This window comes from Dokdonella immobilis (assembly GCF_900115085.1).
Taxonomy (GTDB): Bacteria; Pseudomonadota; Gammaproteobacteria; order Xanthomonadales; family Rhodanobacteraceae; genus Dokdonella; species Dokdonella immobilis.
Genome location: NZ_FOVF01000026.1, coordinates 14,700 through 39,495, shown reverse-complemented (window position 1 = coordinate 39,495; position 24,796 = coordinate 14,700). Strand labels below are relative to the sequence as shown.

The 24,796-nt window shown below is 66.1% G+C and carries 21 protein-coding genes; 16 read left to right on the top strand and 5 right to left on the bottom strand.

The annotated features are described in order from the left end of the window. The first annotated feature begins 8 nt into the window (after positions 1 to 8). From BM125_RS15155 to BM125_RS15105, 11 genes are all read left to right on the top strand, one after another. Positions 9 to 2,090, top strand: a complete 2,082-nt coding sequence (locus BM125_RS15155; RefSeq protein WP_092409481.1) for a 3-hydroxyacyl-CoA dehydrogenase NAD-binding domain-containing protein — start codon at positions 9 to 11, stop codon at positions 2,088 to 2,090. 235 nt (positions 2,091 to 2,325) lie between these two features. Further along, positions 2,326 to 3,504: an acetyl-CoA C-acyltransferase gene (locus BM125_RS15150; RefSeq protein WP_092409479.1), complete on the top strand. Its 1,179-nt coding sequence runs from the start codon at positions 2,326 to 2,328 to the stop codon at positions 3,502 to 3,504. Positions 3,505 to 3,508: 4 nt separating this feature from the next. Next, positions 3,509 to 5,335 carry an acyl-CoA dehydrogenase gene (locus BM125_RS15145; RefSeq protein ID WP_092409477.1) on the top strand — a complete coding sequence of 609 codons (1,827 nt, stop codon included), beginning with the start codon at positions 3,509 to 3,511 and terminating at the stop codon, positions 5,333 to 5,335. Positions 5,336 to 5,363: 28 nt separating this feature from the next. Then, positions 5,364 to 5,843, top strand: a complete 480-nt coding sequence (locus tag BM125_RS15140) for a MaoC family dehydratase (protein ID WP_092409475.1) — start codon at positions 5,364 to 5,366, stop codon at positions 5,841 to 5,843. A 15-nt stretch (positions 5,844 to 5,858) separates the two neighbouring features. Continuing rightward, complete coding sequence (locus BM125_RS15135) at positions 5,859 to 7,034, top strand: acyl-CoA dehydrogenase family protein (protein ID WP_092409473.1); 1,176 nt, start codon at positions 5,859 to 5,861, stop codon at positions 7,032 to 7,034. Positions 7,035 to 7,046: 12 nt separating this feature from the next. After that, positions 7,047 to 8,165 carry an acyl-CoA dehydrogenase family protein gene (locus tag BM125_RS15130; RefSeq protein WP_092409471.1) on the top strand — a complete coding sequence of 373 codons (1,119 nt, stop codon included), beginning with the start codon at positions 7,047 to 7,049 and terminating at the stop codon, positions 8,163 to 8,165. Positions 8,166 to 8,207: 42 nt separating this feature from the next. Next, positions 8,208 to 8,990, top strand: coding sequence for an SDR family oxidoreductase (locus tag BM125_RS15125; protein ID WP_092409469.1), 783 nt, complete (start codon positions 8,208 to 8,210; stop codon positions 8,988 to 8,990). Further along, entirely contained in the window at positions 8,987 to 9,895 is a 909-nt protein-coding gene (locus tag BM125_RS15120; protein WP_217647889.1) for an SDR family oxidoreductase, read from the top strand. The genes BM125_RS15125 and BM125_RS15120 overlap by 4 nt, the downstream gene beginning before the upstream one ends. 335 nt (positions 9,896 to 10,230) lie before the next feature. Continuing rightward, positions 10,231 to 12,771 (top strand): TonB-dependent receptor, encoded by a 2,541-nt coding sequence (locus BM125_RS15115; RefSeq protein WP_245778944.1) that lies wholly within the window; start codon positions 10,231 to 10,233, stop codon positions 12,769 to 12,771. A gap of 118 nt (positions 12,772 to 12,889) precedes the next feature. Next, the gene (locus tag BM125_RS15110; protein WP_092409465.1) at positions 12,890 to 13,762 is read left to right on the top strand and encodes a helix-turn-helix domain-containing protein; all 873 of its coding nucleotides are present in this window, start codon (positions 12,890 to 12,892) and stop codon (positions 13,760 to 13,762) included. 266 nt (positions 13,763 to 14,028) lie between these two features. Next, positions 14,029 to 14,427: a DUF1761 domain-containing protein gene (locus tag BM125_RS15105; RefSeq protein WP_092409463.1), complete on the top strand. Its 399-nt coding sequence runs from the start codon at positions 14,029 to 14,031 to the stop codon at positions 14,425 to 14,427. A gap of 33 nt (positions 14,428 to 14,460) precedes the next feature. Here the strand turns inward: BM125_RS15105 and BM125_RS15100 are convergent, their stop codons facing one another. Together BM125_RS15100 and BM125_RS15095 are read right to left on the bottom strand one after the other, a co-directional pair. Next, entirely contained in the window at positions 14,461 to 15,372 is a 912-nt protein-coding gene (locus BM125_RS15100) for an alkaline phosphatase family protein (RefSeq protein WP_092409461.1), read from the bottom strand. A 102-nt stretch (positions 15,373 to 15,474) separates the two neighbouring features. Next, positions 15,475 to 16,449 (bottom strand): LysR substrate-binding domain-containing protein, encoded by a 975-nt coding sequence (locus BM125_RS15095; protein WP_092409459.1) that lies wholly within the window; start codon positions 16,447 to 16,449, stop codon positions 15,475 to 15,477. Between the two features lie 103 nt (positions 16,450 to 16,552). On the opposite strand from BM125_RS15095, the gene BM125_RS15090 reads away from it, so the two are divergent. Next, entirely contained in the window at positions 16,553 to 17,461 is a 909-nt protein-coding gene (locus BM125_RS15090) for a DMT family transporter (RefSeq protein WP_092409457.1), read from the top strand. 195 nt (positions 17,462 to 17,656) lie between these two features. Here the strand turns inward: BM125_RS15090 and BM125_RS15085 are convergent, their stop codons facing one another. Then, positions 17,657 to 19,021: a glutamate--cysteine ligase gene (locus BM125_RS15085; protein ID WP_092409456.1), complete on the bottom strand. Its 1,365-nt coding sequence runs from the start codon at positions 19,019 to 19,021 to the stop codon at positions 17,657 to 17,659. 60 nt (positions 19,022 to 19,081) lie between these two features. Continuing rightward, positions 19,082 to 19,720, bottom strand: coding sequence for a ribosome biogenesis GTP-binding protein YihA/YsxC (gene yihA / locus BM125_RS15080; RefSeq protein ID WP_092409455.1), 639 nt, complete (start codon positions 19,718 to 19,720; stop codon positions 19,082 to 19,084). Positions 19,721 to 19,863: 143 nt separating this feature from the next. On the opposite strand from yihA, the gene BM125_RS15075 reads away from it, so the two are divergent. The 4 genes from BM125_RS15075 to BM125_RS15060 all read left to right on the top strand — a co-directional run bounded on the left by BM125_RS15075 (position 19,864) and on the right by BM125_RS15060 (position 22,940). Next, positions 19,864 to 20,517 (top strand): c-type cytochrome, encoded by a 654-nt coding sequence (locus tag BM125_RS15075; protein WP_092409454.1) that lies wholly within the window; start codon positions 19,864 to 19,866, stop codon positions 20,515 to 20,517. 81 nt (positions 20,518 to 20,598) lie between these two features. Next, a complete protein-coding gene (locus tag BM125_RS15070; RefSeq protein WP_092409453.1) occupies positions 20,599 to 21,249 on the top strand; it encodes a thiol:disulfide interchange protein DsbA/DsbL in 651 nt (216 codons plus the stop codon). Positions 21,250 to 21,320: 71 nt separating this feature from the next. After that, positions 21,321 to 22,001 (top strand): thiol:disulfide interchange protein DsbA/DsbL, encoded by a 681-nt coding sequence (locus tag BM125_RS15065; RefSeq protein ID WP_092409452.1) that lies wholly within the window; start codon positions 21,321 to 21,323, stop codon positions 21,999 to 22,001. Positions 22,002 to 22,133: 132 nt separating this feature from the next. Continuing rightward, on the top strand, positions 22,134 to 22,940 hold the full coding sequence (locus BM125_RS15060; RefSeq protein WP_092409451.1) for an endonuclease/exonuclease/phosphatase family protein: 807 nt from the start codon (positions 22,134 to 22,136) through the stop codon (positions 22,938 to 22,940). 19 nt (positions 22,941 to 22,959) lie between these two features. Here BM125_RS15060 and BM125_RS15055 read toward each other — a convergent pair whose 3' ends face one another. Continuing rightward, a complete protein-coding gene (locus BM125_RS15055; protein ID WP_175498115.1) occupies positions 22,960 to 24,768 on the bottom strand; it encodes a sensor domain-containing diguanylate cyclase in 1,809 nt (602 codons plus the stop codon). Positions 24,769 to 24,796 lie beyond the last annotated feature (28 nt).

Genomic DNA, 24,796 nt, shown 5'->3' with positions numbered 1-24,796 from the left:
CCGTAGCCATGCCAGTCAACCAGACCCTGCAGGACGGCATCGCCGTCATCATCTTCGATCATCCGCCGGTGAACGGATTCGGCTTCGCCGTGCGCAAGGGCCTGGTCGAGGCGCTCGAGGCGGCGAACGCCGATCCGGCGGTCAAGGCCGTGGTCGTCAGCGGCGGCGGCAAGATGTTCTCGGGTGGCGCCGACATCACCGAGTTCAACACGCCGCGCGCCGAACAGGCGCCGAACCTGCACGACGTGATCGCCGCGATCGAGGCCAGCGCCAAACCGGTGGTCATGGCGATCAACGGAACCGCACTCGGCGGCGGCCTCGAGGTGGCGCTCGCCGCGCATTACCGGGTCGCCGTGCGCGGCGCCCTGCTCGGCCTGCCGGAAGTGAAGATCGGCATCCTGCCCGGTGGCGGCGGCACCCAGCGCCTGCCGCGTGCGGTCGGCCTCGAAACCGCGGTCAACATGATCGTCTCGGGTGAACCGGTGGCGGCCGAACATCTGGCTGGCACACGCCTGCTCGATCGCGTCGTCGACAGCGACGTGGTCGGCGCGGCCGTGGCCCTGGCCGCGGAGGTCGCCGGCAAGGGCGAACTGCCGCTGGTGCGCAAGCTCAAGGTCGAACATCCGAACGCCGAGGGCTTCCTCGACGTCGCGCGCAATACCGTGGCGGCGATGGCCGGGCCGTTCCCGGCGCCAATGAAGTGCCTCGAAGCGATCGAAGCCTCGTTCAGGAAGCCGTTCGACGAGGGCCTCGCCGTCGAGCGCGCCGGCTTCATCGCCCTGGTCACCTCGACCGAATCGAAGGCGCTGCGCCATGCCTTCTTCGGCGAGCGCGCGGCGAGCAAGATCGCCGACGTCGGCAGCGACGTGAAGCCGCGCGAAATCGCCCGCGTCGGCGTCATCGGCGCCGGCACGATGGGTGGCGGCATCAGCATGAACTTCCTCAACGCCGGGATCCCGGTGACGATCGTCGAGACGAAGCAGGAAGCGCTCGATCGCGGCGTCGCGACGATCCGCACGAATTACGAAAACAGCGCGAAAAAGGGCAAGCTCAAGCCCGAACAGGTCGAACAGCGCATGGGCCTGCTGACACCGACCCTTGAATTCGATGCACTGAAGGATGCCGACCTCGTCATCGAGGCGGTGTTCGAGGAACTCGGCGTCAAGGAGAGCGTGTTCAAGCAGCTCGACGCGATCGCCAAACCCGGCGCAATCCTCGCCAGCAACACCTCGACCCTCGACGTCGACAAAATCGCTGCATTCACCCAGCGCCCGCAGGACGTCGTCGGCATGCATTTCTTCAGCCCGGCCAACGTCATGAAACTGCTCGAAGTCGTGCGCGGCAAGAAGACCGCCAAGGACGTGCTGGCCACGGTCATGGCGATCGCCAAGACGATCCGCAAGACCGCCGTGGTTTCCGGCGTCTGCGACGGCTTCATCGGCAACCGCATGATCGAACAGTACGGCCGCCAGGGCGGCTTCCTGCTCGACGAGGGCGCGAGCCCGCAGCAGGTCGACCAGGCCATGGAAAAATTCGGCTTCGCCATGGGTCCGTTCCGCATGGGCGACCTCGCCGGCAACGACATCGGCTGGGCGATCCGCAAGCGCCGCTATGTCGAGAAGCCCGACATGGTCTATTCGAAGAGCGCCGACCTGATCTGCGAAGTCGGCCGCTTCGGCCAGAAGACCGGCAAGGGCTGGTACGACTACAAGCCCGGCGATCGCACCGCCTACCCGTCCGAAGAGGTCGCCGCGATCCTCGAGAAGAACACGCGCGATCTCGGCCTCGCCAAGCGCGCGATCAGCGACGAGGAGATCGTCCAGCGCCTGGTCTTCGCCCTGGCCAACGAAGGCGCGCGCATCCTCGAGGAAGGCATCGCCGCCAAGGCCTCGGATATCGACATCGTCTACCTGACCGGCTACGGCTTCCCGGTCTGGCGCGGCGGGCCGATGTTTTACGCCGACACGGTCGGGCTCTACAACGTGCTGGCGAAAATGCGCGAGTTCGCGCGCGGCTATCAGGGCCAGAGCTGGGCACCTGCGCCGCTGCTGGTCGAGCTGGCCGAGGCCGGCCAGTCGTTCACCGGCTGATGCAATCGCCACGAGGCCAATCGGGTTTCACTGCGTCGAGAGCGAAACTTCGAAGCGCTGCTGCCGTTGGCAGGAGACACCGCCGACAGGCTCATGAAGTACGTCCATCGAAGCGAGCAAGGCGCAACACCCTAGCGAAAAGCCCACCCTCATCCCCCTTCGGGACCTTCTCCCGCCAGCGGGAGAAGGAAGTAACGAAACCGGACGCAACCGCTCAACAGAATCGAGGTTCATCGTGAAACAAGCCGTCATCGTCTCCACTGCACGCACGGGCCTGGCCAAGAGCTGGAAGGGCGCCTTCAACATGACCCACGGCACCACCCTCGGCGGCCATGCGGTCAAGCACGCGATTGAACGGGCCGGTGTGGCCGGCGACGAGATCGAGGACGTGCTGATCGGCTGTGCCTGGCCCGAGGGCGCGACCGGCAGCAACATCGCCCGCCAGATCGCGATCCGCGCCGGCCTGCCGGTCAGCGTGCCCGGTGCGACGGTCAACCGCTTCTGCTCCTCGGGACTGCAGGCGATCGCGATGGCCGCGCAGCGCGTGATCGCCGGCGAGGGCGACGTGTTCGTCGCCGGCGGCGTCGAGAGCATCTCGTGCGTGCAGAACCACGCCAACCTGCACATGATCGCCGAGGGCTGGCTCAAGCAGCACAAGCCCGAGATCTACTGGCCGATGCTGCAAACCGCCGAGACGGTGGCCAGGCGCTACCAGATCAGCCGCGAACGCCAGGACCGCTACGGCGCCGAAAGCCAGATCCGCGCCGCCGCCGCCGCGGCCGCCGGCAGGTTCAAGGACGAGATCGTGCCGATGACCGTGCTGGCCGGCTACGCCGACCCGAAGAGCAAGCGACTCGGCACCCACGAAGTCACGATCGCCGCCGACGAGGGTATCCGCCCCGACACGACCTACGAAGGCGTCGCCAAGATCCGCACCGTGTTTCCGGGCGGCGTGATCACGGCCGGCAACGCGAGCCAGTTCTCCGACGGTGCTTCGGCCGCGGTGATCATGGATGCCGATCTCGCGCACAAGCGCGGACTCAAGCCGCTCGGTCTGTTCAAGGGCTTCGCCGTGGCCGGCTGCGAGCCCGACGAGATGGGCATCGGTCCGGTCTTTGCCGTGCCGAAGCTGCTCAAGCGCGCCGGCCTCACGGTCGACGATATCGATCTCTGGGAACTCAACGAGGCCTTCGCCGTGCAGGTGCTCTACTGCATGGACACGCTCGGAATCCCGCACGAGCGCCTCAACGTCAATGGCGGTGCGATCGCGGTCGGCCATCCTTACGGCGTCAGCGGTGCGCGCCTGGTCGGGCATGCCCTGATCGAGGGCAAGCGCCGTGGCGCAAGGCATGTCGTGGTGACCATGTGCATCGGTGGCGGCCAGGGCGCGGCCGGCCTGTTCGAGGTGCTCTGAGCGCATGTCCGAACTGCTGCTCTCGCGCCGGGATCTCGAATTCCTGCTCCATGAATGGCTCGACGTGGCGTCGCTGACGACGGCCGCGCGCTTTGCCGATCACGGTCGCGAGACCTTCGACGCCGTACTCGACACGGCCGCGCGCCTGGCCGAAGAACAGTTCGCGCCGCACTACCAGAAATCCGACCGCAACGAACCGCGCTTCGACGGCGAGCGCGTGCACCTCATCGACGAGGTCGGTACCGCGCTGAGGGCGCTGGCATCGACCGGCCTGATGAGCGCCGCCCAGGACTACGCGCGTGGTGGCATGCAACTGCCCAAGGTCGTCGAGGCCGCGGCGACGACCTACCTGTACGCGGCCAATGTCGGCACCACGGCCTACGCGATGCTGACCCACGGCAATGCCGAGCTGCTGCTCGCGCATGCCGGTCCGGCCCTGATCAAGACCTTCGTCGAGCCCGAGCTGGCCGGCCGATTCTTCGGCACGATGTGCCTGTCGGAGCCGCAGGCCGGTTCCTCGCTGTCGGACATCACGACGCGTGCCGAACCGGACGGCGATTCGCCGTTCGGTCCGCGCTTTCGCGTCACCGGCAACAAGATGTGGATCTCGGGCGGCGACCACGAGCTGTCCGAAAATATCGTACATCTGGTCCTGGCCAAGGTTCCCGGCGCGGACGGCAAGCTGATCCCCGGCGTGCGCGGCATCTCGCTGCTGCTGGTACCGAAGTTCCTCGTCAACGAGGACGGCAGCCTCGGCGAACGCAACGACGTCGAACTGGCCGGGATCAACCACAAGATGGGCTATCGCGGCACGGTCAACTGCCTGCTCAACTTCGGCGAAGGCACGCGCCACCAGCCCGAGGGCCGGGCCGGCGCGATCGGCTACCTGGTCGGCGGACTACACCAGGGCCTGGCCTGCATGTTCCACATGATGAACAACGCGCGCATCGGCGTCGGCCTCGGCGCCGTCGCGCTCGGCTATACCGGCTACCTGCATGCGCTCGACTACGCGCGCAACCGCCCGCAGGGGCGACCGCTCGGCGCCAAGGGCAAGGACCCTACCAGCGCGCAGACGAAGATCATCAACCACGCCGATGTGCGCCGCATGCTGCTCGCGCAGAAGGCCTACGTCGAGGGCGGCCTCGCCTTCAACCTGTACTGCGCACGCCTGGTCGACGAGGCCGAAGTCTGCGCCGAAGAGGCCAAGCATGCCGACCTCAACCTGCTGCTCGACATCCTCACCCCGATCGCCAAGAGCTGGCCTTCGCAGTGGTGCCTGGCGGCCAACGACCTGGCCATCCAGGTCCACGGCGGCTACGGCTACACGCGCGAATACAAGGTCGAACAGTTCTACCGCGACAACCGCCTCAATCCGATCCACGAAGGCACCCACGGCATCCAGGCCCTCGACCTGCTCGGGCGCAAGGTGGTCATGCACGACGGCGCCGCATTCCGCCTCTATGCCGGGCGGGTCCGGGCCAGCATCGCGCGCGCGCGGACGACCAAGGGCCTCGACGAATACGCCGCGGCGCTCGACGCGCGCCTGGCCCGCCTTGCCGAGGTCACCGCGCAACTGTGGCGCGCCGGCGATGCACAGCTGACCCTGGCCAATGCCAGTGTCTACCTCGAGGCCTTCGGCCACATTGCGATCGCCTGGATCTGGCTCGAACAGGCGCTCGCCGCAGGCGCCAGGAATGGAGATTTCTACGACGGCAAGCGTCAGGCCGCACGCTACTTCTTCGCCTGGGAGCTGCCCAAGGTCGACAGCCAGCTCGACCTGCTGGCCAGCCTCGACCGGACCACGCTCGACATGCAGGACGCGTGGTTCTAATGGCCATGCAGGAACTACGGATACCAGCATGAGCACACCACGCAGGATCGCGAATCTCGAGGCGCTGCAGGCCCTGGTCGGCCAAGAGGTCGCCGTCAGCGACTGGCTGACCATCGACCAGGCGCGCATCCAGGCCTTCGCCGACGTCACCGAAGACCACCAGTGGATCCACCTCGATGCCGAACGCTGCCGCCGCGAGTCGCCGTACGGGGCGCCGATCGCGCATGGCTACCTGATCCTGTCGCTGCTGCCGGTTCTGTTCGAGCGCAGCCTGCAGATCGATGGCGTGGCGATGGCGGTCAACTACGGGCTCGATCGCGTGCGCCTGCCCGCGCCGGTGATCGCCGGTTCGCGTATCCGCGGCCGGCTCGCCCTCGAACGCCTCGATGCGGTCGCCGGCGGCATGCAGGCGCACTGGACGGCAACGATCGAAATCGAAAGCGGCGACAAGCCGGCCTGCGTCGCGCAGATGCTGGCCCGCTATTACCCCGCCAACCCGAATTCCTGAACCAAGAGAACGCTTATGGATCTCGCTTTCAACCAGGCCGAGCTGGACTTCCGCGACGAGGTTCGCGCGTTCTTGCGCGACAAGCTGCCCGCGGACATGCGCCGGCGCGTGCACCTCGGCGACCACAGCCATTTTCGCGAGGACATCCCGCGCTGGCAGAAAATCCTCAACGAGCGTGGCTGGGGCGCACCGGCCTGGCCGGTCGAGTTCGGCGGCCCCGACTGGAGCAAGACCCAGCAGTTCATCTTCGAGATCGAATGCGCGCTGGCCGATGCGCCGGCCCAGCTCGCCTTCGGCGTGAAAATGGTGGCGCCGGTACTGATGCGCTTCGGCAGCCCCGAGCAGCAGCAATACTTCCTGCCGCGCATCCTCGCTGCCGAGGACTGGTGGTGCCAGGGCTATTCCGAACCGGGCTCGGGCTCCGACCTGGCCTCGCTGAAGACCAAGGCCGAACTCGACGGCGACCACTACGTGGTCAATGGCCAGAAGGTCTGGAACACGCTCGGCCAGTTCGCCGACTGGATCTTCTGCCTCGTGCGCACCGATTCGAGCGGCAAGCCGCAGCGCGGCATCTCGTTCCTGCTCATCGACATGAAGACGCCCGGCATCAGCGTGCGCCCGACCCGCCTGCTCGACGGCAGCTACGAGGTCAACGAGATCTGGTTCGACAACGTGCGCGTGCCGGTGGCCAACCGGGTCGGCGACGAAAACGCCGGCTGGACCTATGCCAAGTACCTGCTCGGCCACGAGCGCACCAACATCGCCGGCATCGGCGCCTGCCAGCGCGAGCTGCGCCGACTCAAGCAGATGGCGGCCGGTATCGAACGCGACGGCCGTCCGCTGCTCGAGGAGGCCGTGTTCGCGACCCGTATCGTCGAGGTCGAGCTCGAATTGAAGGCGCTCGAGATCACCAACCTGCGCGTGATCTTCGCCGAGGCGCAAAACCACGCGCCGGGACCGGAGGCCTCGATCCTGAAGATCCGCGGCACCGAGATCATGCAGCGCATCACCGAACTGCAGGTCGAGGCGCTCGGTGCGCGCGCCCTGATCGCCGAATCGCCGGGCCGGGATCTCGGTGAAGACCTGCCGCGCGCCGTCGAGGCCTATCTCAACCAGCGCAAGCTGACGATCTTCGGCGGTTCCAACGAGATCCAGCGCAACATCATCGCGCAGATGATCCTCCAGCTCTGACAGGCAGCCTCCATGGACTTCTCATTCAACGACGAACAACAGATGCTGCTCGACACGACGCAGCGCTTCCTGGCCAGCGCCTACGGCTTCGAGCAGCGCCACAAGCTGCTCGAATCGGAGGCCGGATGGTCGCGCGAGATCTGGTCGCAGCTGGCCGAACTGGGCCTGCTCGCGGTCGACATTCCGGAAGTCGACGGCGGCATCGGCGCCGGCCCGGTCGGGGTCATGCTGGTTGCCCAGGCGACCGGCCACGGCCTGCTGCTTGAACCGTTCCTGTCGAGCGCGATCATCGCCACCGATGCGATCGTGCGCTGCGGCTCCGACGCGCAACGTGCGCGCTGGCTGCCGGCGCTGGCCAGCGGCGAACGCATCGCCGTGCTCGCCCACGAAGAAGCGCAATCGGGCATCGCCATCGACACGATCACCACGCGCGCAACACGCAGCGGAGAAGGCTGGATCCTGAGCGGGGCGAAAAGCGTGGTCTATCACGCGCCGATGGCCGATATGCTGCTGGTCACGGCGCGCGACGATCAGGGCATCGGCCTGTTCGCCGTGCCTGGCGATACCCAGGGCCTCACCCGCCACCCGCTGCGCACGGTCGACGGCCAGCGCGCCGCTGACATCGAACTCGAGAACGTCGAGGTTGGCGCCGATGCGCGCCTCGGCGCCGACGTCACCGCGGCCCTCGCCGAAGTCATCGACAACGGCATCGCCGCGCTCTGCGCCGACGCCTTCGGTGCGCTCGAGCGCATCCTCAAGGCGACCATCGAATACAGCCGCTCGCGCAAGCAGTTCGGCGTGCCGATCGGCAGCTTCCAGGCCCTGCAGCACCGCATGGCCGACATGCTGATCCAGCTCGAACAGGCGCGCTCGATGGTCTACCTGGCCACCTCGCACTGTCGCGATGCCGACCCGGTCGCGCGGCGCGCCGCGGTCTCCGGGGCCAAGGTGCTGATCGGCAAGGCGGCACGCTTCATCGGCCAGCAGGCCGTGCAGTTGCACGGCGGCATGGGCATGACCGACGAACTCGACGTCAGCCACTGCTTCAAGCGCCTGCTTGCTTTCGAGCTGCGCTTCGGCAGCACCGACGCGCATCTCGCCGACTGCCGGCAGCGCCTGCGCGCGGCCTGAACGCACGCGCACACCACCGAACCCGAACGAGGAACAACCGCCATGAGCGCAACACGCAATCTCTTCGACCTCGATGGACGCACGGCCCTGATCACCGGCGGCTCGCGCGGACTCGGCCTGCAGATGGCCGAGGCGCTCGGCGACTATGGCGCGCGCCTGGTCATTTCTGCACGCAAGTCCGAGGAACTTGAAAAGGCCCAGGCCCATCTGCAGGCGCGCGGCATTGCCGTCGACTGGGTCGCGGCCGATGGCGGCAGGGACGAGTCGATCGCTGCGCTGGCCGATGCCGCCATGGACAAGCTCGGCCACGTCGACATCCTCGTCAACAATGCCGGGGCGAGCTGGGGCGCGCCGGCCGAGGACTACCCGACCGAAGCCTGGGACAAGGTCTTCAACCTCAATATGCGCGGCCTGTTCCTGCTGACCCAGCAGATCGCCAAGCGTTCGATGATTCCGCGCCAACGCGGGCGCATCATCAACATCGCCTCGATAGCGGGCCTGCGCGGCAATCCGCCCGGCGCGATGAAGACGATCGCCTACAACACGAGCAAGGGCGCCGTGGTCAATTTCACCCGCACCCTGGCCGGCGAATGGGGGCCTTACGGGATCACCGTCAATGCGCTCGCGCCCGGTTTCTTCCCGACCAAAATGTCGCAGGGACTGATTGCGAGCGTCGGCGAGGACACCCTCAAGGCCTTCGCGCCCCTGCAGCGCTTTGGCGACGAAGAAGACCTGAAGGGCGCGACCCTGCTGTTCGCCTCGGAGGCCGGCAAGCACATCACCGGCCAGATCCTCGCCGTCGACGGCGGGGTGTCGGCGGTATGAGCATCGAGGATTTCAAGGGCAAGGTCGCTGTCATCACCGGCGCCGGCTCGGGCTTCGGCCGCGAGTTCGCTCGTCTTGGCTCCGAACTCGGCATGGCCCTGGTCCTGGCCGACGTGCAGACCGATGCCCTGCAGGCGATCCGCAGCGAACTCGAAGCGAAGGGGACACCCGTGCTGGCCCGCGTGCTCGACGTTGCCGATGGCAGCCAGGTCGATGCGCTGGCCGAGGCAGCCGCGGCCGAATTCGGCGACATACATCTGCTCTTCAACAATGCCGGGGTCGGTACTGCAGGATTGATCTGGGAAAACAGCGTCGCCGACTGGCAGTGGACGCTCGGGGTCAACCTCTGGGGCGTGATCCACGGCCTGCGCGCCTTCGTGCCGGGCATGCTCGCGGCGGCCGCGCGTGACCCCTCCTATCGGGCCCACGTCGTCAATACAGCGTCGATGGCCGGCCTCGTCAATCCGCCGGCGAGCGGCGTCTACAACGTCTCGAAACACGCCGTCGTGTCACTGTCGGAGACCCTGTACCACGATCTCGACCTGGTCACCGGGCAGGTCCAGTGTTCGGTGCTGTGTCCGTTCTACGTACCGACCGGGATCAGTGCCTCGCAGCGCAACCGGCCGCTCGAACTCGACAATGCCGCGCCACTGACGCGCTCGCAGCGCGTCGCCCAGGCGATGATCGACAAGGCAGTCCACTCGGGAAAAATCGCCGCCGTGGACGTCGCGCGCATGACCTTCGAAGCGGTGCGCAAGGGACGTTTCTACATCGCCTCGCATCCGCAGGCCCTGGAGGGTGTGCGCCAGCGCGCCGACGACATCGTCGCATTGCGCAATCCGACCGACCCGTTGGCCGCGCGGCCGGGCCTGCGCGAGTCGATGATCGAGGCCTTGCGTGGATGAGGACAAGGCCACGATTCGCAATGCGCAGACGCCTCGCCAGTCACGGCTTCCAAGGCGGCGAATGCCTGCACGAATCGCAGCAACGCCGACGACAGGAGCGGGTGCTTTCGGCGCTATCGACGGCGCGCATGGACGCGCATTCGGAGTTTCGTTTTCGTTAAAAGGTCTGTGGTAGCTTCGGCTGCGAGCGCGAGTTTCCACGGCATCGGGCAAATCGGGGTCCGGAACAGTGTTCCGGCTGGAGAAATCAGAGGGCAATCGTTTCAAGACAGCCAAGATCCGGGTCGCGGGGACCCGGGTGGCGGCGTACATCAACACTCCGGGAGGGTGACATCGTGAGCAGAATCAAGGCAGGGCGCCATGCACTGGCGTGGTCGATCTGTGTGGCATTGGCCGGCATGTCGGCGACGGCGCTGGCGCAGGACGAAGCGGCGGGGCCGCAGACACCGGACGGCGGTGAGTCGATCGCCACGCTCGGCGCAACCGTGGTCACCGCGCAGAAGCGCGAGGAAGCGCTGCAGGACGTTCCGATCACCATGGAGGTCGTGCCCAAGCAACTGCTCAAGGATGCCGGCATCCATGACATCAAGGATCTGCAGATCCTCGTACCGGGACTCAATGTCACCAGCACCGGCAACGAGGCGCAGACCACGGCCCGCATCCGTGGCGTCGGCACGGTCGGCGACAATCCGGGCCTCGAATCCTCGGTCGGCGTGGTCATCGACGGCGTCTATCGCCCGCGTACCGGCGTCGGCTTCAGCGATCTCGGCCAGCTCGAACGCATCGAGGTCCTCAAGGGTCCGCAAGGCACCGTGTTCGGCAAGAACACATCGGCCGGCCTGATCAACATCGTCACCCAGGCGCCGACCAACGAACGCAGCACCGAAGCCGAGGTGACCGTCGGCAACTACGGCGCCGTTGGCCTCTCGGCCAGCTACAACGATCGCATCGGCGAGAACTCGGCGTTCCGCATCTACGCGGCGACCCGTGAGCGTGATGGCTTCACCGACGTCGAGACCGGTGTCGGTCCGCGCACGCGCAACGATGATTCCGACCAGAATTTCGACTCGGTCCGCGGCCAGCTCATGTTGCGTCCGACTGACAGGGTCGATGTCCGCATCATCGCCGACTACACCCATCGCGACGAGAACTGTTGCGTCGGCGTGACCACGTTCCGCGGACCGAGCGCTGCCATCGTCAACGCCCTGAGCGGTGGCAACGGCGTCATCGACGTGGCCGATCCCGAGCGGCGCCTGGCCTTTGCCAACCGCGACACCAACCAGGACATCAAGGACAAGGGTGTCTCGGCCGAGGTCAACTGGCTGACCTCCTGGCTCGGCGATGCGACCCTGACCTCGATCACCTCGTTGCGCGGCTGGGATGCCCTCAGCGGCACCGATATCGACTACAGCGGCGCGGACATCCTCTATCGGGTCGGTTCCGACGACGCCGGCTCGGTCAAGTTCGACACCTTCAGCCAGGAATTGCGCCTGACCGGCGCGACCCAGCGCATGGACTGGATGTTCGGCCTGTACTACGGCGACGAGGATCTCGACCGCAACGAATCGGTGACGATGGGCTCCGCCTACGAACCCTACCTCTCGATCGCGTTGATCAACAACGTCGCCAGCCTGTTCCCGGCCGGCCTGGTCGACCTTTCCAATCCGGCCGCGTTCCTGTCCGAGGCGGCTGGCCAGCCATTCGGCACGATCTTCAATGGCCAGGGTTCGCTGGACCGCTACAAGCAGAACGCGAAGAGCCTCGCCCTGTTCACCAACGAGACCTTCCATGCCACCGACGCGCTCGACCTGACCGTGGGCCTGCGCTACACCAACGAAGACAAGTCGCTCGACTCGATCTACAGCAATCCGAACGGCTCCACGGCCTGCGGCGCGGCCTTGAGCAATCCGACCCAGGTCGGCGCCGCGCTGGCGGCACGCGGTGTTCCGGCGGCCTATATCGCCAGCGTCGTGCCGACCCTGATCGGCTACATGTGCCTGCCCTGGTCGAACGTGCTGCACGATGGACGCATCACTTCGCAGGACCGCAGCGAGTCGGAATGGTCCGGTACGTTCAAGGCCTCCTACCGCTGGAACGAGTCTTTCATGACGTTCTTCTCGGCGGCGCGGGGTTACAAGGCCGGCGGCTTCAATCTCGACCGCGTGCAATCGGCGACCGGGTTCAGCGAGGACGGCGCCGGCATCACGCCAGTCGACGACACCTCGTTCCCGGGTGAATTCGTCAACAGCTACGAGCTCGGCATGAAGTCGACACTGATGGACGGCAACCTGCTGTTCAACGCCTCGCTGTTCCATTCGAAGTTCACCGACTTCCAGCTCAACAGCTTCCTCGGCACCAGCTACGTGGTCCGCTCGATTCCAAGCCTGACCAACAAGGGCGTCGACATGGACCTGATCTGGCAGACCGGAGTCGAGGGCCTGCAGGTGCAGGCCGGCCTGACCTACCTCGATTCGCGCTACGGCAGCGATCCGCTGCCCGACGCCGGGCTCGTCCTGGTGCCCGGCAATCGCGGTGGCTTCGCGCCAAAGTGGCAGACCTCGGCCGCCGTGACCTACGAATGGGGTTTCAGCGATTCGCTGATCGGTCGCTTCAACCTCTCGGCCAAGCACACGACCGAGTACAACACCGGTTCCGATCTCGATCCCGAGAAGCTGCAGGACCCCTACACCCTGGTCAATGCACGGGTCGGCATCGGCAGCCGCAACGGCCGCTGGATGTTCGAATTGTGGGCGCAGAACCTGACCGACGAGACCTACCAGCAGGTCGGCTTCGATGCGCCATTGCAGACCGGTTCGTGGAACGCCTTCATCGGCGCGCCGCGAACCTATGGCGCGACCCTGCGCATGAAGTTCTGATCCAACCGGCAACGACCCGACCCGGCGCATCGCGCCGGGTCGGGCCGCTCGAGGAATCCGCGATCGGCGCCCAGACCGGCGATGCTACATTGGTCGCCACGCCAACCCGGAAATCCCAGTGGACGGTAATCGCCACCCACGCATCCGCTCCTTCGTGCAGGACAGCGCACTCGGCCGCTGGCACATGGACCTGTGCCGGCCGTGCGCGCGACTGGCTCCCTTCGTCAGCCAGCTCTGGTATGGCCAGGGCCAGGTCAACTACACACGCGATCGCATCCTGCCCGGCGGCGGCAGCTTCCTGCTGATCAATCTCGGCCCGACCCAATACCGCATCGTGGCCGGTCCGCCTGAACGCCGCGTCGGCTTCGACGGCATCTGGCTTTCCGGCCCGCATCAGACGCCGATCGACACCGAGGCGCCGGGTGGCTCGGCCTTGCTTGGGGTCGCCTTTCGTGGCCACGGTTTGCGTCCCTGGCTGCATGCGGATGCGGAGCACAGCGCCGAACAAACACTGCCGCTGGCCGACCTGCTCGGCGATGGCGTGCTGAGGCTGCGCGAGCGCCTGCTCGAGACACCGGAGCCGGCGGCGCGATTTTCGATGGTCGAGGACTGGCTGGTTTCGCGCCTGCTGCCGCGTTATGCGCCGAGCGCCTTGATCGAGTGGACGTTGGCCGCGATCGAATCCTCAGGCGGGTCCGTCGGCATTGAAGACCTGGCCCGGCAAGCCGGCGTCAGCCGGGCCCATTTGAGCCGGCGCTTTCGGCTCGAAGTCGGACTCACCCCGAAGGCGCTGGCCCGCGTGCACCGGTTCCGCGCCGCGATCGACTGGCTCTCGCGTCGGGACCGGATCCCCTGGGGCGAGCTGGCCGGCCGCTGCGGCTACTACGACCAGTCGCATCTGATCCGCGACTTCCAGGATTTCAGCGGCATGGCCCCGGGCGATTTCGTCCGCTGTGGCAAGCCCGATGCGGGCAGCGTGGTAGTGAGGTGAGGGGTATCGGTGTATCGCAATCGCTGCGCCTGTCTTCTGCTGCCGGAAGGGCCGTACAGGGGCACGGCGGCCCCGGATCCGGCACGTGTTGCCGTGATCCGAAGCAGGGCTGCGCACCGGCGCGAAGCGAGCCCCGGGCCGTTTGACTTCGATGACGGCCGGGGCGCCCGACGGCTGAGGCACTTGTTGATCACATTTTTCCTATACATGAGGCCGCGGGCTGCGGCAGGATCATTGCGGTCCACTACTCCAGGGGGAAACGATCGATGCCCGAATTCAATATCTGGGCGGTACTCGTCGCTGCGGTTTCGGCCTTCGTGCTCGGCGGCCTGTGGTACTCGCCCGTGCTGTTCGGCAAGCCTTGGCAGCGTGAGGCCGGCGTCAGCGAAGAGCAGATCAAGAACGCGAACATGGGCCTGATCTTCGGCCTGGCCTTCGTGCTGAGCCTGATCGCCTCGCTCGTCTTCGCACTCTTCCTCGGTCCGCGTCCACCCGTTTCGCTCGGCCTCGGCGCCGGCTTCGCGGCCGGCCTGTGCTGGGTCGGCGCGAGCTTCGGCATCAACTACCTGTTCGAACGCAGGAGCCTGAAGCTGTTCCTGATCAACGCCGGTTACCACACCGTGCAGTTCACGATCATCGGACTCGTGCTCGCGCTCTGGCCCTGAGCAAGCGGCGTATCGAGGGCGCCACGACCTGCCTCAACGCAAGGGGGCGCCCTCGAAACCGTCGCTGAAGACGATGTCGCTCCATATGTCGGTAACCGGTGCGAGCCCGACCGTCGCGCCGATCGCGGGCAGGCCATGCATGGCCTGCAGGGTGGCCAGGGTCCGGTAGTGCCCGGTCGGCTCGGCATATTCGCCCGCCAGCACATGCGCGCCGACGAACAGCGTGACGATACGGTTGGCGTCCTCGCCCGCGTCCTCGTCCCAGGTCAGGATCAAAAGGCTCTCGTGGGTCTTCGCCCATTGCGCGTAGGCATCGACATGCGCCTGCAGCCAGGCGTCGCCGACAGCGATCGCGCAGTCATGGGTGTTGTTGCACTGGTTGGGGATCAAGAAGGCGACGTCAGGCAGCAGGCTGAAATCGGTCGGGAATGCACTGAAGGGCTGATTGCTGCCGGGCGGGACATCGTCGAAATCGACCCAGGGATTGTGCTTGCGCACGTACAGGCCAGCGCTGCAGCCGGTATAGCCCGCCGCCGGCAGATCCTCGGCATAGCCGACGAAGCTCCTGCCTGCGGCGATCAGCTGGCCACCGAGATTGGCAACGCCGGCGAAGTCCTGGGGACAGCTGTCGGTCGTGACGCCCTGCGTCGATCCCGAGTACATGGCCAGGTAGTTCGGCTGGCTCGGATGGGTGACGGCGTAGGACGCGGTGAAACTCGCGCCCTGCGCGGCCAGCGCGTTGACATAGGGTGCATCGGCATTGCCAATGATCGATGAGTAGCCATGGTTTTCCATGACGACCACGACGACATGATCGAACGAGGGGATGGCGGCGGCTCTGGCGCTGCCCGCGCATGGCGCTGCAACGATCGAGGCCAGTGCAAGCACCCACGCTGCGATGCCCTTGCAGGAAGCCGAGCCGCCGGCAGCGGCGGGATTCCGCATGCAAGAGCGCCTGAAGCCGGAACCGGAATGGCTTGCACGGAGTCGCTGTATCGCAACGAGTTGAGCTTCGGATCCGATTCGCGCGCCGCTGTTCATGGCCGCCTATTTTCGCCGCTGGCTCCGGGGCTTTTCGCGAACCGCGGCCCGCTTCGTCTGATCGCCATCATCCGGCCCCGCCGGGTTCAGTTCAGCGGCATCGCGCTGGGCTTCGCCTTTCAGCCATTCGACGAAGGCATCGGCCGCGGGGCTGAGCGCTCGATGGGCCGGATGCACGGCATAGTAGGCAAACCGGGTCTTCAGCGCAGGGCCCGGCAGGCGCACCAGTTCGCCGCGTTCGAAGAACGGCTCGGCGATATGGCGGCGGGCCAGTGCGGCACCGATGCCGAGGGCCGCTGCGCGCATGACGCCGCTGCTGTCGCTGAGCAGGTGCATCGGCGGCAGCCGGAAGCCACGCAAGCCGGCCGCGCGGAACCAGTCGCGCCATCCCTGCAGGGCGTTGTCCGAAATCAGGGGCAGTTGCGCGATCTGCCGCGGCTCGACGATCGAGTCGAGGCCGGCCAACGAAGGCGAAGCGACCGGGAACAGTTCGTCATCCATCAGGTGCTGCGCCTTCAATCCGGTCCAGTGGCCGGGGCCGTGACGGATCGCCAGGTCCGGCCCGCCATCCTCGAAACGGGTCAGTGCCGTGTCCGTCTCGATGCTGACACGCAAGTCCGGATGCTGCTGCAGGAAGCGCGGCAGGCGCGGCAATAGCCAGCTGAAGGTCAGCGAGTGCAGCGTGTTGATGCGCAGGCGCTGGCCATCGCGCTTGCGGCCGAGTGACTCGGCTACACCCTGCAGTTCCGAGACCGCGAGCGTGGCCGCATCGGCCAGTTCGCGCCCCTCACCGGTCAGGCTGACGCCACGCGCATGGCGATGGAACAGGACGATGTCGAGGGCGGCTTCGAGTCGCCGCACATGGTGGCTGACGGCGCTCGCGGTCAGGTGCAGTTCCTCGGCCGCGTGGGCGAAGTTCTGATAGCGCGCGGCGGCGGCGAAAACGCCAAGGGCCGGAAGCAGGTTGGGGCGAAGGTTCATCGGCTAGACACAAATCTGGCTTGTGGCCTGGATGCAAACTACGCGCTTGTGGAGCGCCTGCGCAAGCGGAAAATGGATGCCAGTCCAACCCGGGATTTCCGCCATGTCAGCCAATCATTGCTCAGCCCTGCCCGCGCTACCGCTCGCGCGACCCATAAATCGCGATTGGCTGACGCCGGTCGAATTGGGCCTGCTCGGCGCGATCTGGGGCGCCTCGTTCCTGTTCATGCGCGTGGCCGCTCCGGAGTTCGGATCGGTCGCCCTGGTCGAGGTCCGTCTGGCCCTCGGCGCACTCGCCCTGATTCCTTTCGCCTGGCGCGTACGTCGGCAGATTCCGAGCGCGATCTGGCCGCGCCTGGCCGCCATCGGCGCGATCAATTCGGCTGTTCCTTTCGTCCTGTTTGCATGGGCCGCGCAGCGCGCGCCAGCCGCGATCGGCGCGATCTGCAATGCGACGACCGTGCTCTTCGCCGCGCTTGTGGCCTTTGCCGTATACGGCGAGAAGATGGGCGCGCGGCGGGCCCTGGCCCTGCTCGTCGGCTTCGCCGGCGTCGTCGTCCTGGCCACGAGCCGAAGCGCGGGTGCCGGCAACCTGCTCGCCGTGGTCGCCGCGACTTCGGCCGCCTTGCTCTACGGCATCGGCGCGAACATGGTCCGTCGGTACCTGACCGATCTGCCGCCAGTCGCCGTCGCCGCCGGCACGCTGTCGATGTCGGCCTTGCTGCTGCTGCCGCTTGCGTTCGCCGCCTGGCCCGCGCATGCCATCCCGCTCGCGGCGTGGTTGAGCGCCGGCACACTCGGCATGCTCTGCACGGGCTTCGCGTTCCTGCTCTATTACCGCCTCATCCAGCGCAACGGCGCTTCGCGCGCGGCCACCGCAACCTACCTCGTGCCGCTGTTCGCCGCCGCCTGGGCCTGGCTGCTGCTCGGTGAAGCGATCACGGTCCCAATGCTGATCGCCGGCGCCCTGATCCTCGGCAGCGTCGCGATCAGCCTGCGCTCGAAGCACTGACCACGCGAAGCCCAGGGCGAATCGCCGGGCAGGCGACCCACGCCGGGAGCAGGTTCGGGAACGCTCGCCATCGCGCAGGGATGGCTCACGCGTGGTGGAACGGGCGCGGGCTGGCCGGGTTCATGTCGAGGCACGGCCGCTCGGATGATGCGCGCCGGCGCGGAAGCCGTACGGCTGCGGCCGGGGCTACGGATCTCAATAAAGGAACTCGCGAAACACCGGATCGACGCTGTGGTTCCAGCGGCCGTTGTACAAGGCGAGCTTGCGCTCGGCGGGGGTCTCATTGGCCTCGACGATCTCGATCAGCGGAGTCAGGAAGATGCTCTCATCGACCCCTTCCCAGTTCTTGCGCGCCCGCGCACGCAATCCATTCGCCGAGATCTTCAATGCCTCGGTCGCGATATCACGCAGGGTACCCTTGCGGAACGGCAGCTTGAGGCCGTGCTTCGGCACGCCGTCCCGCAGGGCGTTGCGTTCCTCGCGGGTGAAATCCTTGACCAGATCCCAGGCCGCATCGAGCGCAGCCGTGTCGTAGAGCAGGCCGACCCAGAATGCCGGCAGCGCGCACAGGCGATTCCACGGACCCCCGTCGGCGCCGCGCATCTCGAGGTACTTCTTCAGGCGCACCTCGGGAAAGGCCGTGGTCATGTGGTCGGCCCAGTCGGTCATCGTCGGCGTCGCCCCGGGCAGTGCCGCGAGCTCGCCACGCATGAACTTGCGGAACGACTGTCCGGCGAGGTCGTGGTAGACGCCGTCTCGATAGCTGAAGTACATCGGCACGTCGAGCAGATAATCGACGTAGCGCTCGTAGCCGAAGCCGTCCTCGAAGACGAAATCGAGCATGCCGGTGCGATCGGGGTCCGTATCCGTCCAGATGTGCGAGCGGTAGCTGAGGTAGCCGTTCGGCTTGCCGTCGGTGAATGGCGAATCGGCGAACAGGGCCGTGGCGATCGGCTGCAGGGCCAGCGAGGTGCGGAACTTGCGCACCATGTCGGCCTCGTCGGAGAAATCGAGGTTGACCTGGACCGTGCAGGTGCGCGTCATCATATCGAGGCCGAGCGAGCCAACCGTCGGCATGTAGCGGCGCATGATCGCGTAGCGGCCTTTCGGCATCCACGGCATGTCCTCGCGTCGCCATTTCGGCTGGAAGCCCATGCCGAGGAAACCGACGCCGAGTTCGTCGGCAACGGCCTTCACTTCCTTCAGGTGGGTGTGCACCTCGGCGCAGGTCTGGTGGATGTTTTCCAGCGGCGCGCCCGAGAGTTCGAACTGGCCGGCCGGCTCCAGGGTGACCGAGGCGCCCTCGCGCAACAGGGCAATCAGCTTGTCTTTCTCGATTACGCGCTGCCAGCCGAAGCGGGTCAGGCCTTCAAGCAGGGCGCCGATGCCCTGCTCTCCCTCCCAGGTCAGCGGCCGCAGGTCGTCGAGACGGAAGCCGAACTTCTCGTGTTCGGTGCCGATGCGCCAGTCGGACTCGGGTTTGCCGCCCTGCTCGATATAGTTAACCAGCTGGCGCTTGTCGGTGATCGGCTCGTCCTTGACGGAGCTGGGTCCGGACATGGGAATTTCCTCGGGCTTGACCCGGCGATATGGGGCCGCCGGGGCACCGCGCAAGGGACTTCAGCGCGGCTTGCCACCCGCTGCCGGCGTCGTGGCCGGCAAGTCGAGCCAGCCGGCAATGACATTGCGCGCCTCCTCGAGGCCGGTCTTCGCGGTCGCCGAAAAAAGTTGCACGCTGACCGCCGCTGGGGCGGCTGCATCTTCGGCAAGCGCCTTGCGCACCTCGGCCAGCGTGCGCGCCGCTTCGCCGCGCGACATTTTGTCCGCCTTGGTCAGCAGCACATGGCAGGGCTTGGCGATGGCCGCCGCGTAGTCGAGCATCTGGCGATCGAAATCCTTCAGCGGATGGCGGCTGTCCATGATCAGGACCAGGCCCTTCAGGGCCTCGCGATGGCGCAGGTAACCGTCGACCATGCCGCGCCACTGGTCGCGCACACCAACCGGCACCTTGGCGTAGCCATAGCCCGGCAGATCGACCAGGCGTCGCTCGTCATCGATCGAAAACACGTTCAGCAGCTGCGTTCGACCCGGCGTCTTGCTGACCCGGGCCAGCCCCTTGTGCGAGGCCAAGGCGTTCAATGCGCTGGATTTTCCGGCATTCGAACGGCCGGCGAACGCGACCTCGCGGCCACTGTCGGCAGGCATGTCGCGCAGGCTGCCTGCGCTCTTGAGGAATTTCGCCGTGTGCAGGATATGCATGGTGGTCCGTTGGTTGGGCTTTCGGGGCCGGGCGGCGTTTGACCGGCCTTCGGCTGGCACGGATAATTCGGAGGTTATCGCCTCCGCCCTGTCTGCATTTTCCCCGACAGCGCGTGGATTCCCCGTCTTTCCGGAGTCAGTGTATGAGTTTTCCGCGAGTTTTTGCCTTCGCCCTGCTGTTCGGCGCCGGTCTGGCCTGTGCCGAGACCCCGGATTCCAATGTCCTCGGTGATGCCACGGCCGGCCAGGGCAAGGCCGCGGTCTGCGGCGCCTGCCACGGCGTCGACGGCAATTCGGCGAACGCAACCTATCCGAAGCTGGCTGGCCAGAACGAATCCTACATCGCCCGCCAGCTTGGCAACTTCAAGGCCGGCAAGCGCGTCAACCCGATCATGGCACCGTTCGCGGCGGCCCTGAGCGAACAGGACATGCACGATCTCGGCGCCTACTTCGCGTCGCAGCAGGTAACGCCGGGACAGACCGACGAGGCCTATGTCGAGCGCGCGCAGAAGCTCTATCGGGCCGGCGACAGCGATCTCGGCATTCCCGCCTGCATGGCCTGCCATGGCCCGTCTGGCCGCGGCATGGCCGGCGTGGCCTATCCGCAATTGGCCGGCCAGTGGGCCGACTATGTCAGCGCAAAGCTCGGTGAATGGCGCAGCGGCACGAGCTGGGGCGACGACGACCACGCCAAGATCATGCCCGACATCGCCAAGCGCCTGAGCGAGGCCGATATCGCCGCCCTCGCTTCCTACGCCCAGGGCCTGCACACGGCCAAGAGCGTGGCGGCGGATTGATTTCCGCCATCGTTCAGCCAGCGCTGACGACAATGTCCGGGCGCGCACGCCGCGCGCCCACCCGCCGCGGAGCACCGAACCATGCTTAGAACTGTTTTCGCCCTGGCCCTCGGCCTCGGATTCGCCGCCACCGCATCGGCCCAGGCACTCGCGCCGGCCCCATGGCAGGAAGGCAAGAACTACTTCCGCATCGAACCGGCCCAGGCGACCACCACTGGCGACAAGATCGAGGTCGTCGAAGCGTTCTCCTACGCCTGCCCGCACTGCAATGAAGTCTCGCCGATGGTGGCCGAGATGAAGAAGAACCTGCCGCCCAATGCCGAGTTCGTCTACCTGCCGGTGCAATTCGGCTTCGACGCCTGGAAGACCTATGCGCGCGCGTTCTATACGGCACAGGCGCTCGGCATCCAGGAAAAGTCCCACGCTGACGTTTTTCGCGCGATCTATGTCGACCGCAAGCTCGACGGCCGCTCGCCGACGTTTGCCTCGATCGCCGACTTCTATTCGAAGTACGGGGTCAGCGCCGAGGACTTCACCGCCACCTCGCGTTCGTTCGCCATCGAAGCCAAGCTCAAGCGCAACGACGCCCTGGTCAAGGCCTATGGCGTCGACGGCACGCCCGAGTTCATCGTCAACGGCAAGTACCGCATCACCGGCGCTTCGGCCGGCGGCTACGACCGCATCGAACCGCTGATCCGTTACCTGATCGACAAGGAAGCCAGCGGCGGCTGAGCGAGCGCCCCGGGCAACTCATGCCACGATTTGCTGTCTGAACGACGAACCCGACCCCGGAGAGAGTCCCGATGCTGAATCATTTGTCCAAGCTGCTCATGGGCGCCCTGCTCGCCTTCACCTTCAGCGCCTGCGCCCAGGACCACAAGGATGCCGCCGGCGCTGCCGATGCGGCCGCACCGGTCGCCGCCGAGGTGGGCAAGAACTATTTCCTGATCGAGCCACCGCAGCCGACCGCCAGCGGCGACAAGGTCGAGGTACTCGAAGTGTTCAGCTATGCCTGCATCCACTGCGCGCATTTCCAGCCCTATGCCGACGAGATCAAGGCCAAGCTGCCGGCGTTCGCCGAATTCAGCTACATGCCGGCGATCTTCAACGACCAGTGGGAAGCCTTCGCCCGCGCCTTCTACACGGCGCAGTCGCTCGGCCTGCTCGACAAGACCCATCAGGCCATGTTCGACGCCGTGCACCGTGACCACCGCGCGTTCCGCTCCTTCGACGACATCGCTGCGTTCTACGGTGAACACGGCGCCGATGTCGAGAAGTTCAAGCAGATTGCGACCTCGTTCGAAGTCGAGAGCAAACTGGCGCGCTCGCGCAGCATGGTGCCCAAGTACGGTGTCGACGGCACGCCGACCATCATCGTCGACGGCAAGTACCGGGTGACCGGCGCCTCGGCTGGCGGCTATCCGCAGATGGTCGCATTGATCGAACTGCTGGCCCGCAAGGCCCACGACGAGAAGGGCAAGTAGCCTGGCCGACATCCGAAACGGCCCGCTTGCCCGAACCGAAGGCCGCCTTTTGGGCGGCCTTCGCGTTCCAGACTGCCGTATGCCATTCTCGATGCCCGTACCCGGCGTGACTCCGGGACCCTTTTTCCAGCAATGACCCAGAACTCCGCCCCCAGCGCCAACCCCGCCACCACGCACCTTCGCGTGCTGAGCTGCAACATCCTCGCCGGCGGCAGCGTCAAGCGCTATCGCGAATACGTGACGCACAGCTGGAAGCATGTACTGCCGACCGGCAAGCGCGCCAACCTGGACGGTCTCGCCGAAATCCTTCCCGAGTTCGACCTGGTTGCGCTGCAGGAAGCCGATTTCGGCAGCCTGCGCTCGGGCTTCCTCAACCAGACCCAATACCTGGCCGAGAACGCCGGCTTTCCGTACTGGAGCCATCAGCCCAACCGCAAGGTGGCCAAGGTCGCCGCGTCGAGCAATGGGCTGCTCTCGAAACTCAAGCCGAGCGAGATTCTCGACTACCCGCTACCGGGTCGCATTCGCGGGCGCGGCGTGCTCTGGGTCCGCTACGGCAGCGGCGAACAATCCCTGGTCGTCCTGATTGCCCACCTTTCGCTCGGGCCGCAGGCGCGTGCGCACCAGCTCGGCTACATCACCGAGTTGCTCGAAGGCCATGCGAACGCGCTGCTGATCGGCGATCTCAACACGCCGATCGAGAGTCCCGAACTGCGCACCCTGTTCAAGCGCACCTCGCTGGTGCCGCCGTCGCGGCCACCGGCCACGTTCCCGAGCTGGGCGCCGAACCGGGCCATCGACCATATCCTCGGCTCTTCGACGATCGAGGTCGACGAACTGCGCACCCTGCCCCACCTCGTCTCCGATCACCTGCCGATCGCGGCAACGGTCAGGTTGCCCGAACGCTTGCAGCTCGTCGGACCGGCCCAGGCCAGCTGAGATTCCACGACGTCGCCGCTCAGGCGATGGCGATCCGGTTGCGGCCATCATGCTTGGCCGAGTACATCGCGGCATCCGCCCTCTGCAGCAGCGACATCGCCGAGCCATCCTGATCGGCGCGCGAGGTCGCGCCTCCGATGCTGATCGTCATCGACAGCGACTCACCATTGATGGTCAACGGCGAATCGGCGATGCGGAAACGGATGGCCTCCGCGCAGTCGCGCATCGCGGGCTCGTCGACGCCCGGAAGGAGCACGACGAATTCCTCGCCACCGTACCGGACCACGCTGCCGCCCTGCCCGACGATCTGCCCGACCACGCTGGCTGCCAGGCGCAGGCAATCGTCGCCGACCAGGTGCCCGGCCTCGTCATTGATGTGCTTGAAATGGTCGATATCGGCGACCAGCACGCTGAATGGCTTTCCGGCGGCACGACATTCCTCGAGCAGGGGCTCGAATGCGGCGTCGAAATAGCGCCGGTTGTAGGCGCCGGTCAAACCGTCGCGAAGACTCGATTCGCGCAGGCGATCGTTGGCATGCGCCAGTTCGGTCAGGGTGGTCGACAACTCGAGCGTGCGTTCGTCGACACGTCGTTCGAGTTCGTTCCTGGCCGACTCCACGATGCGCACGTTTTCATCACGCAGGACGGCAAAGCGATAGGCCAGGGCGAAGGACAGGAGAATCATTTCGAGCGCTGAACCGACCTGCATGCCGTACTCGGTCAGGAAGACCTTCGGCAAAAAGCCAAAGGAGACCATGGCATAGGCGGCGGTACCGATCAGCAGCATGGTCCAGGCAACCATCAGGATGCGCGCGGCCGGGTCACCGCGGCGGACCAGGATCAGCGAGACCAGTAGGATCGCGGTCGCTCCGGGGAATACGGCCGCCGTGCCGAGCAGCACGGCGATTCGATAATCGATCATGAACGAGAGGACAAACATGATCGTGTGGAAGGCGATGAACCCCAGAATGATCTTGTTGCCGAGCGGCATGCACCGCTTCAAATCGAGGAATACGCGCACGAACTGATGCATGAAGAGCATGCCGAGCGACATCGAAACCGGCACGGCGACATTGGCCAGCCACGGCGAGTTCGGCCACAGATATTCGAACGCCAATCCGTTCAGGCATAACTGGACGAATCCGAAGCCAGCCACGTAGAGCGTGTAGTAGAGGTAGTTTTGATCACGCAATGAGACGAACAGGACGAGGTTGTACAGCAGCAATGCCAGCAGCATCCCGTAATAGATGCCGACGCCGAGCTGGGCATCGCGCGCCAATTCGAAGAACGCCTTCTGTGAGTAGAGCGTGAGCGGTACCTGCATCGAACTCTTGCTGCGTGCGCGGACGAGCAGGTCGCCCTGCTCGCCGGTTCCGAGGTCGATGACGAAATTGGGTGCCCTGTAGCGAAGTGCGCGCGCACTGAACGGCCGGCTGTCGCCTGAGGCCGCGTGCGTGATGGAGCCATCGGCACGACGCAGGTAGACGTCGATCTCATCGAGCAGAACGTAGCTCAGGACCAGGATACGGCGGTGCGTATCCGGATCGCGATTGCTCAGACGCGTATGGAACCAGTACGCCCCTTCGACGAAACCGAACGTGGCATTGCTGTGCGGAAGCGGTTGAAAGTCATCGCTGTCGATCCGCGCGAACTGTTCCTGCGCGGTTGCCTTCGCGCTCGGATCGACGGCATAGCGCGTTGCCGATGCCAGGGCGACGATCTCGGAACTCGGGGTGAGCTCGACCGCTTCAACCGTCGCGTCGGCGAAGCCGGCCAGCAGCAAGCCAAACAGCCCGACCGCCATGCACAGGGTCGACTGTACGCTCATTCTCCTTTTTCCCCCTGCTGCGGGATGG

Coding starts and splice junctions, on each gene's coding strand:
- BM125_RS15155 (WP_092409481.1), top strand. CDS start 9: ATGCCAGTCAACCAGACCCTGCAGGACGGCATCGCCGTCATCATCTTC.
- BM125_RS15145 (WP_092409477.1), top strand. CDS start 3,509: ATGTCCGAACTGCTGCTCTCGCGCCGGGATCTCGAATTCCTGCTCCAT.
- BM125_RS15140 (WP_092409475.1), top strand. CDS start 5,364: ATGAGCACACCACGCAGGATCGCGAATCTCGAGGCGCTGCAGGCCCTG.
- BM125_RS15135 (WP_092409473.1), top strand. CDS start 5,859: ATGGATCTCGCTTTCAACCAGGCCGAGCTGGACTTCCGCGACGAGGTT.
- BM125_RS15130 (WP_092409471.1), top strand. CDS start 7,047: ATGGACTTCTCATTCAACGACGAACAACAGATGCTGCTCGACACGACG.
- BM125_RS15125 (WP_092409469.1), top strand. CDS start 8,208: ATGAGCGCAACACGCAATCTCTTCGACCTCGATGGACGCACGGCCCTG.
- BM125_RS15120 (WP_217647889.1), top strand. CDS start 8,987: ATGAGCATCGAGGATTTCAAGGGCAAGGTCGCTGTCATCACCGGCGCC.
- BM125_RS15105 (WP_092409463.1), top strand. CDS start 14,029: ATGCCCGAATTCAATATCTGGGCGGTACTCGTCGCTGCGGTTTCGGCC.
- BM125_RS15100 (WP_092409461.1), bottom strand. CDS start 15,372: ATGCGGAATCCCGCCGCTGCCGGCGGCTCGGCTTCCTGCAAGGGCATC.
- BM125_RS15095 (WP_092409459.1), bottom strand. CDS start 16,449: ATGAACCTTCGCCCCAACCTGCTTCCGGCCCTTGGCGTTTTCGCCGCC.
- BM125_RS15090 (WP_092409457.1), top strand. CDS start 16,553: ATGTCAGCCAATCATTGCTCAGCCCTGCCCGCGCTACCGCTCGCGCGA.
- BM125_RS15085 (WP_092409456.1), bottom strand. CDS start 19,021: ATGTCCGGACCCAGCTCCGTCAAGGACGAGCCGATCACCGACAAGCGC.
- yihA (WP_092409455.1), bottom strand. CDS start 19,720: ATGCATATCCTGCACACGGCGAAATTCCTCAAGAGCGCAGGCAGCCTG.
- BM125_RS15075 (WP_092409454.1), top strand. CDS start 19,864: ATGAGTTTTCCGCGAGTTTTTGCCTTCGCCCTGCTGTTCGGCGCCGGT.
- BM125_RS15070 (WP_092409453.1), top strand. CDS start 20,599: ATGCTTAGAACTGTTTTCGCCCTGGCCCTCGGCCTCGGATTCGCCGCC.
- BM125_RS15065 (WP_092409452.1), top strand. CDS start 21,321: ATGCTGAATCATTTGTCCAAGCTGCTCATGGGCGCCCTGCTCGCCTTC.
- BM125_RS15060 (WP_092409451.1), top strand. CDS start 22,134: ATGACCCAGAACTCCGCCCCCAGCGCCAACCCCGCCACCACGCACCTT.
- BM125_RS15055 (WP_175498115.1), bottom strand. CDS start 24,768: ATGAGCGTACAGTCGACCCTGTGCATGGCGGTCGGGCTGTTTGGCTTG.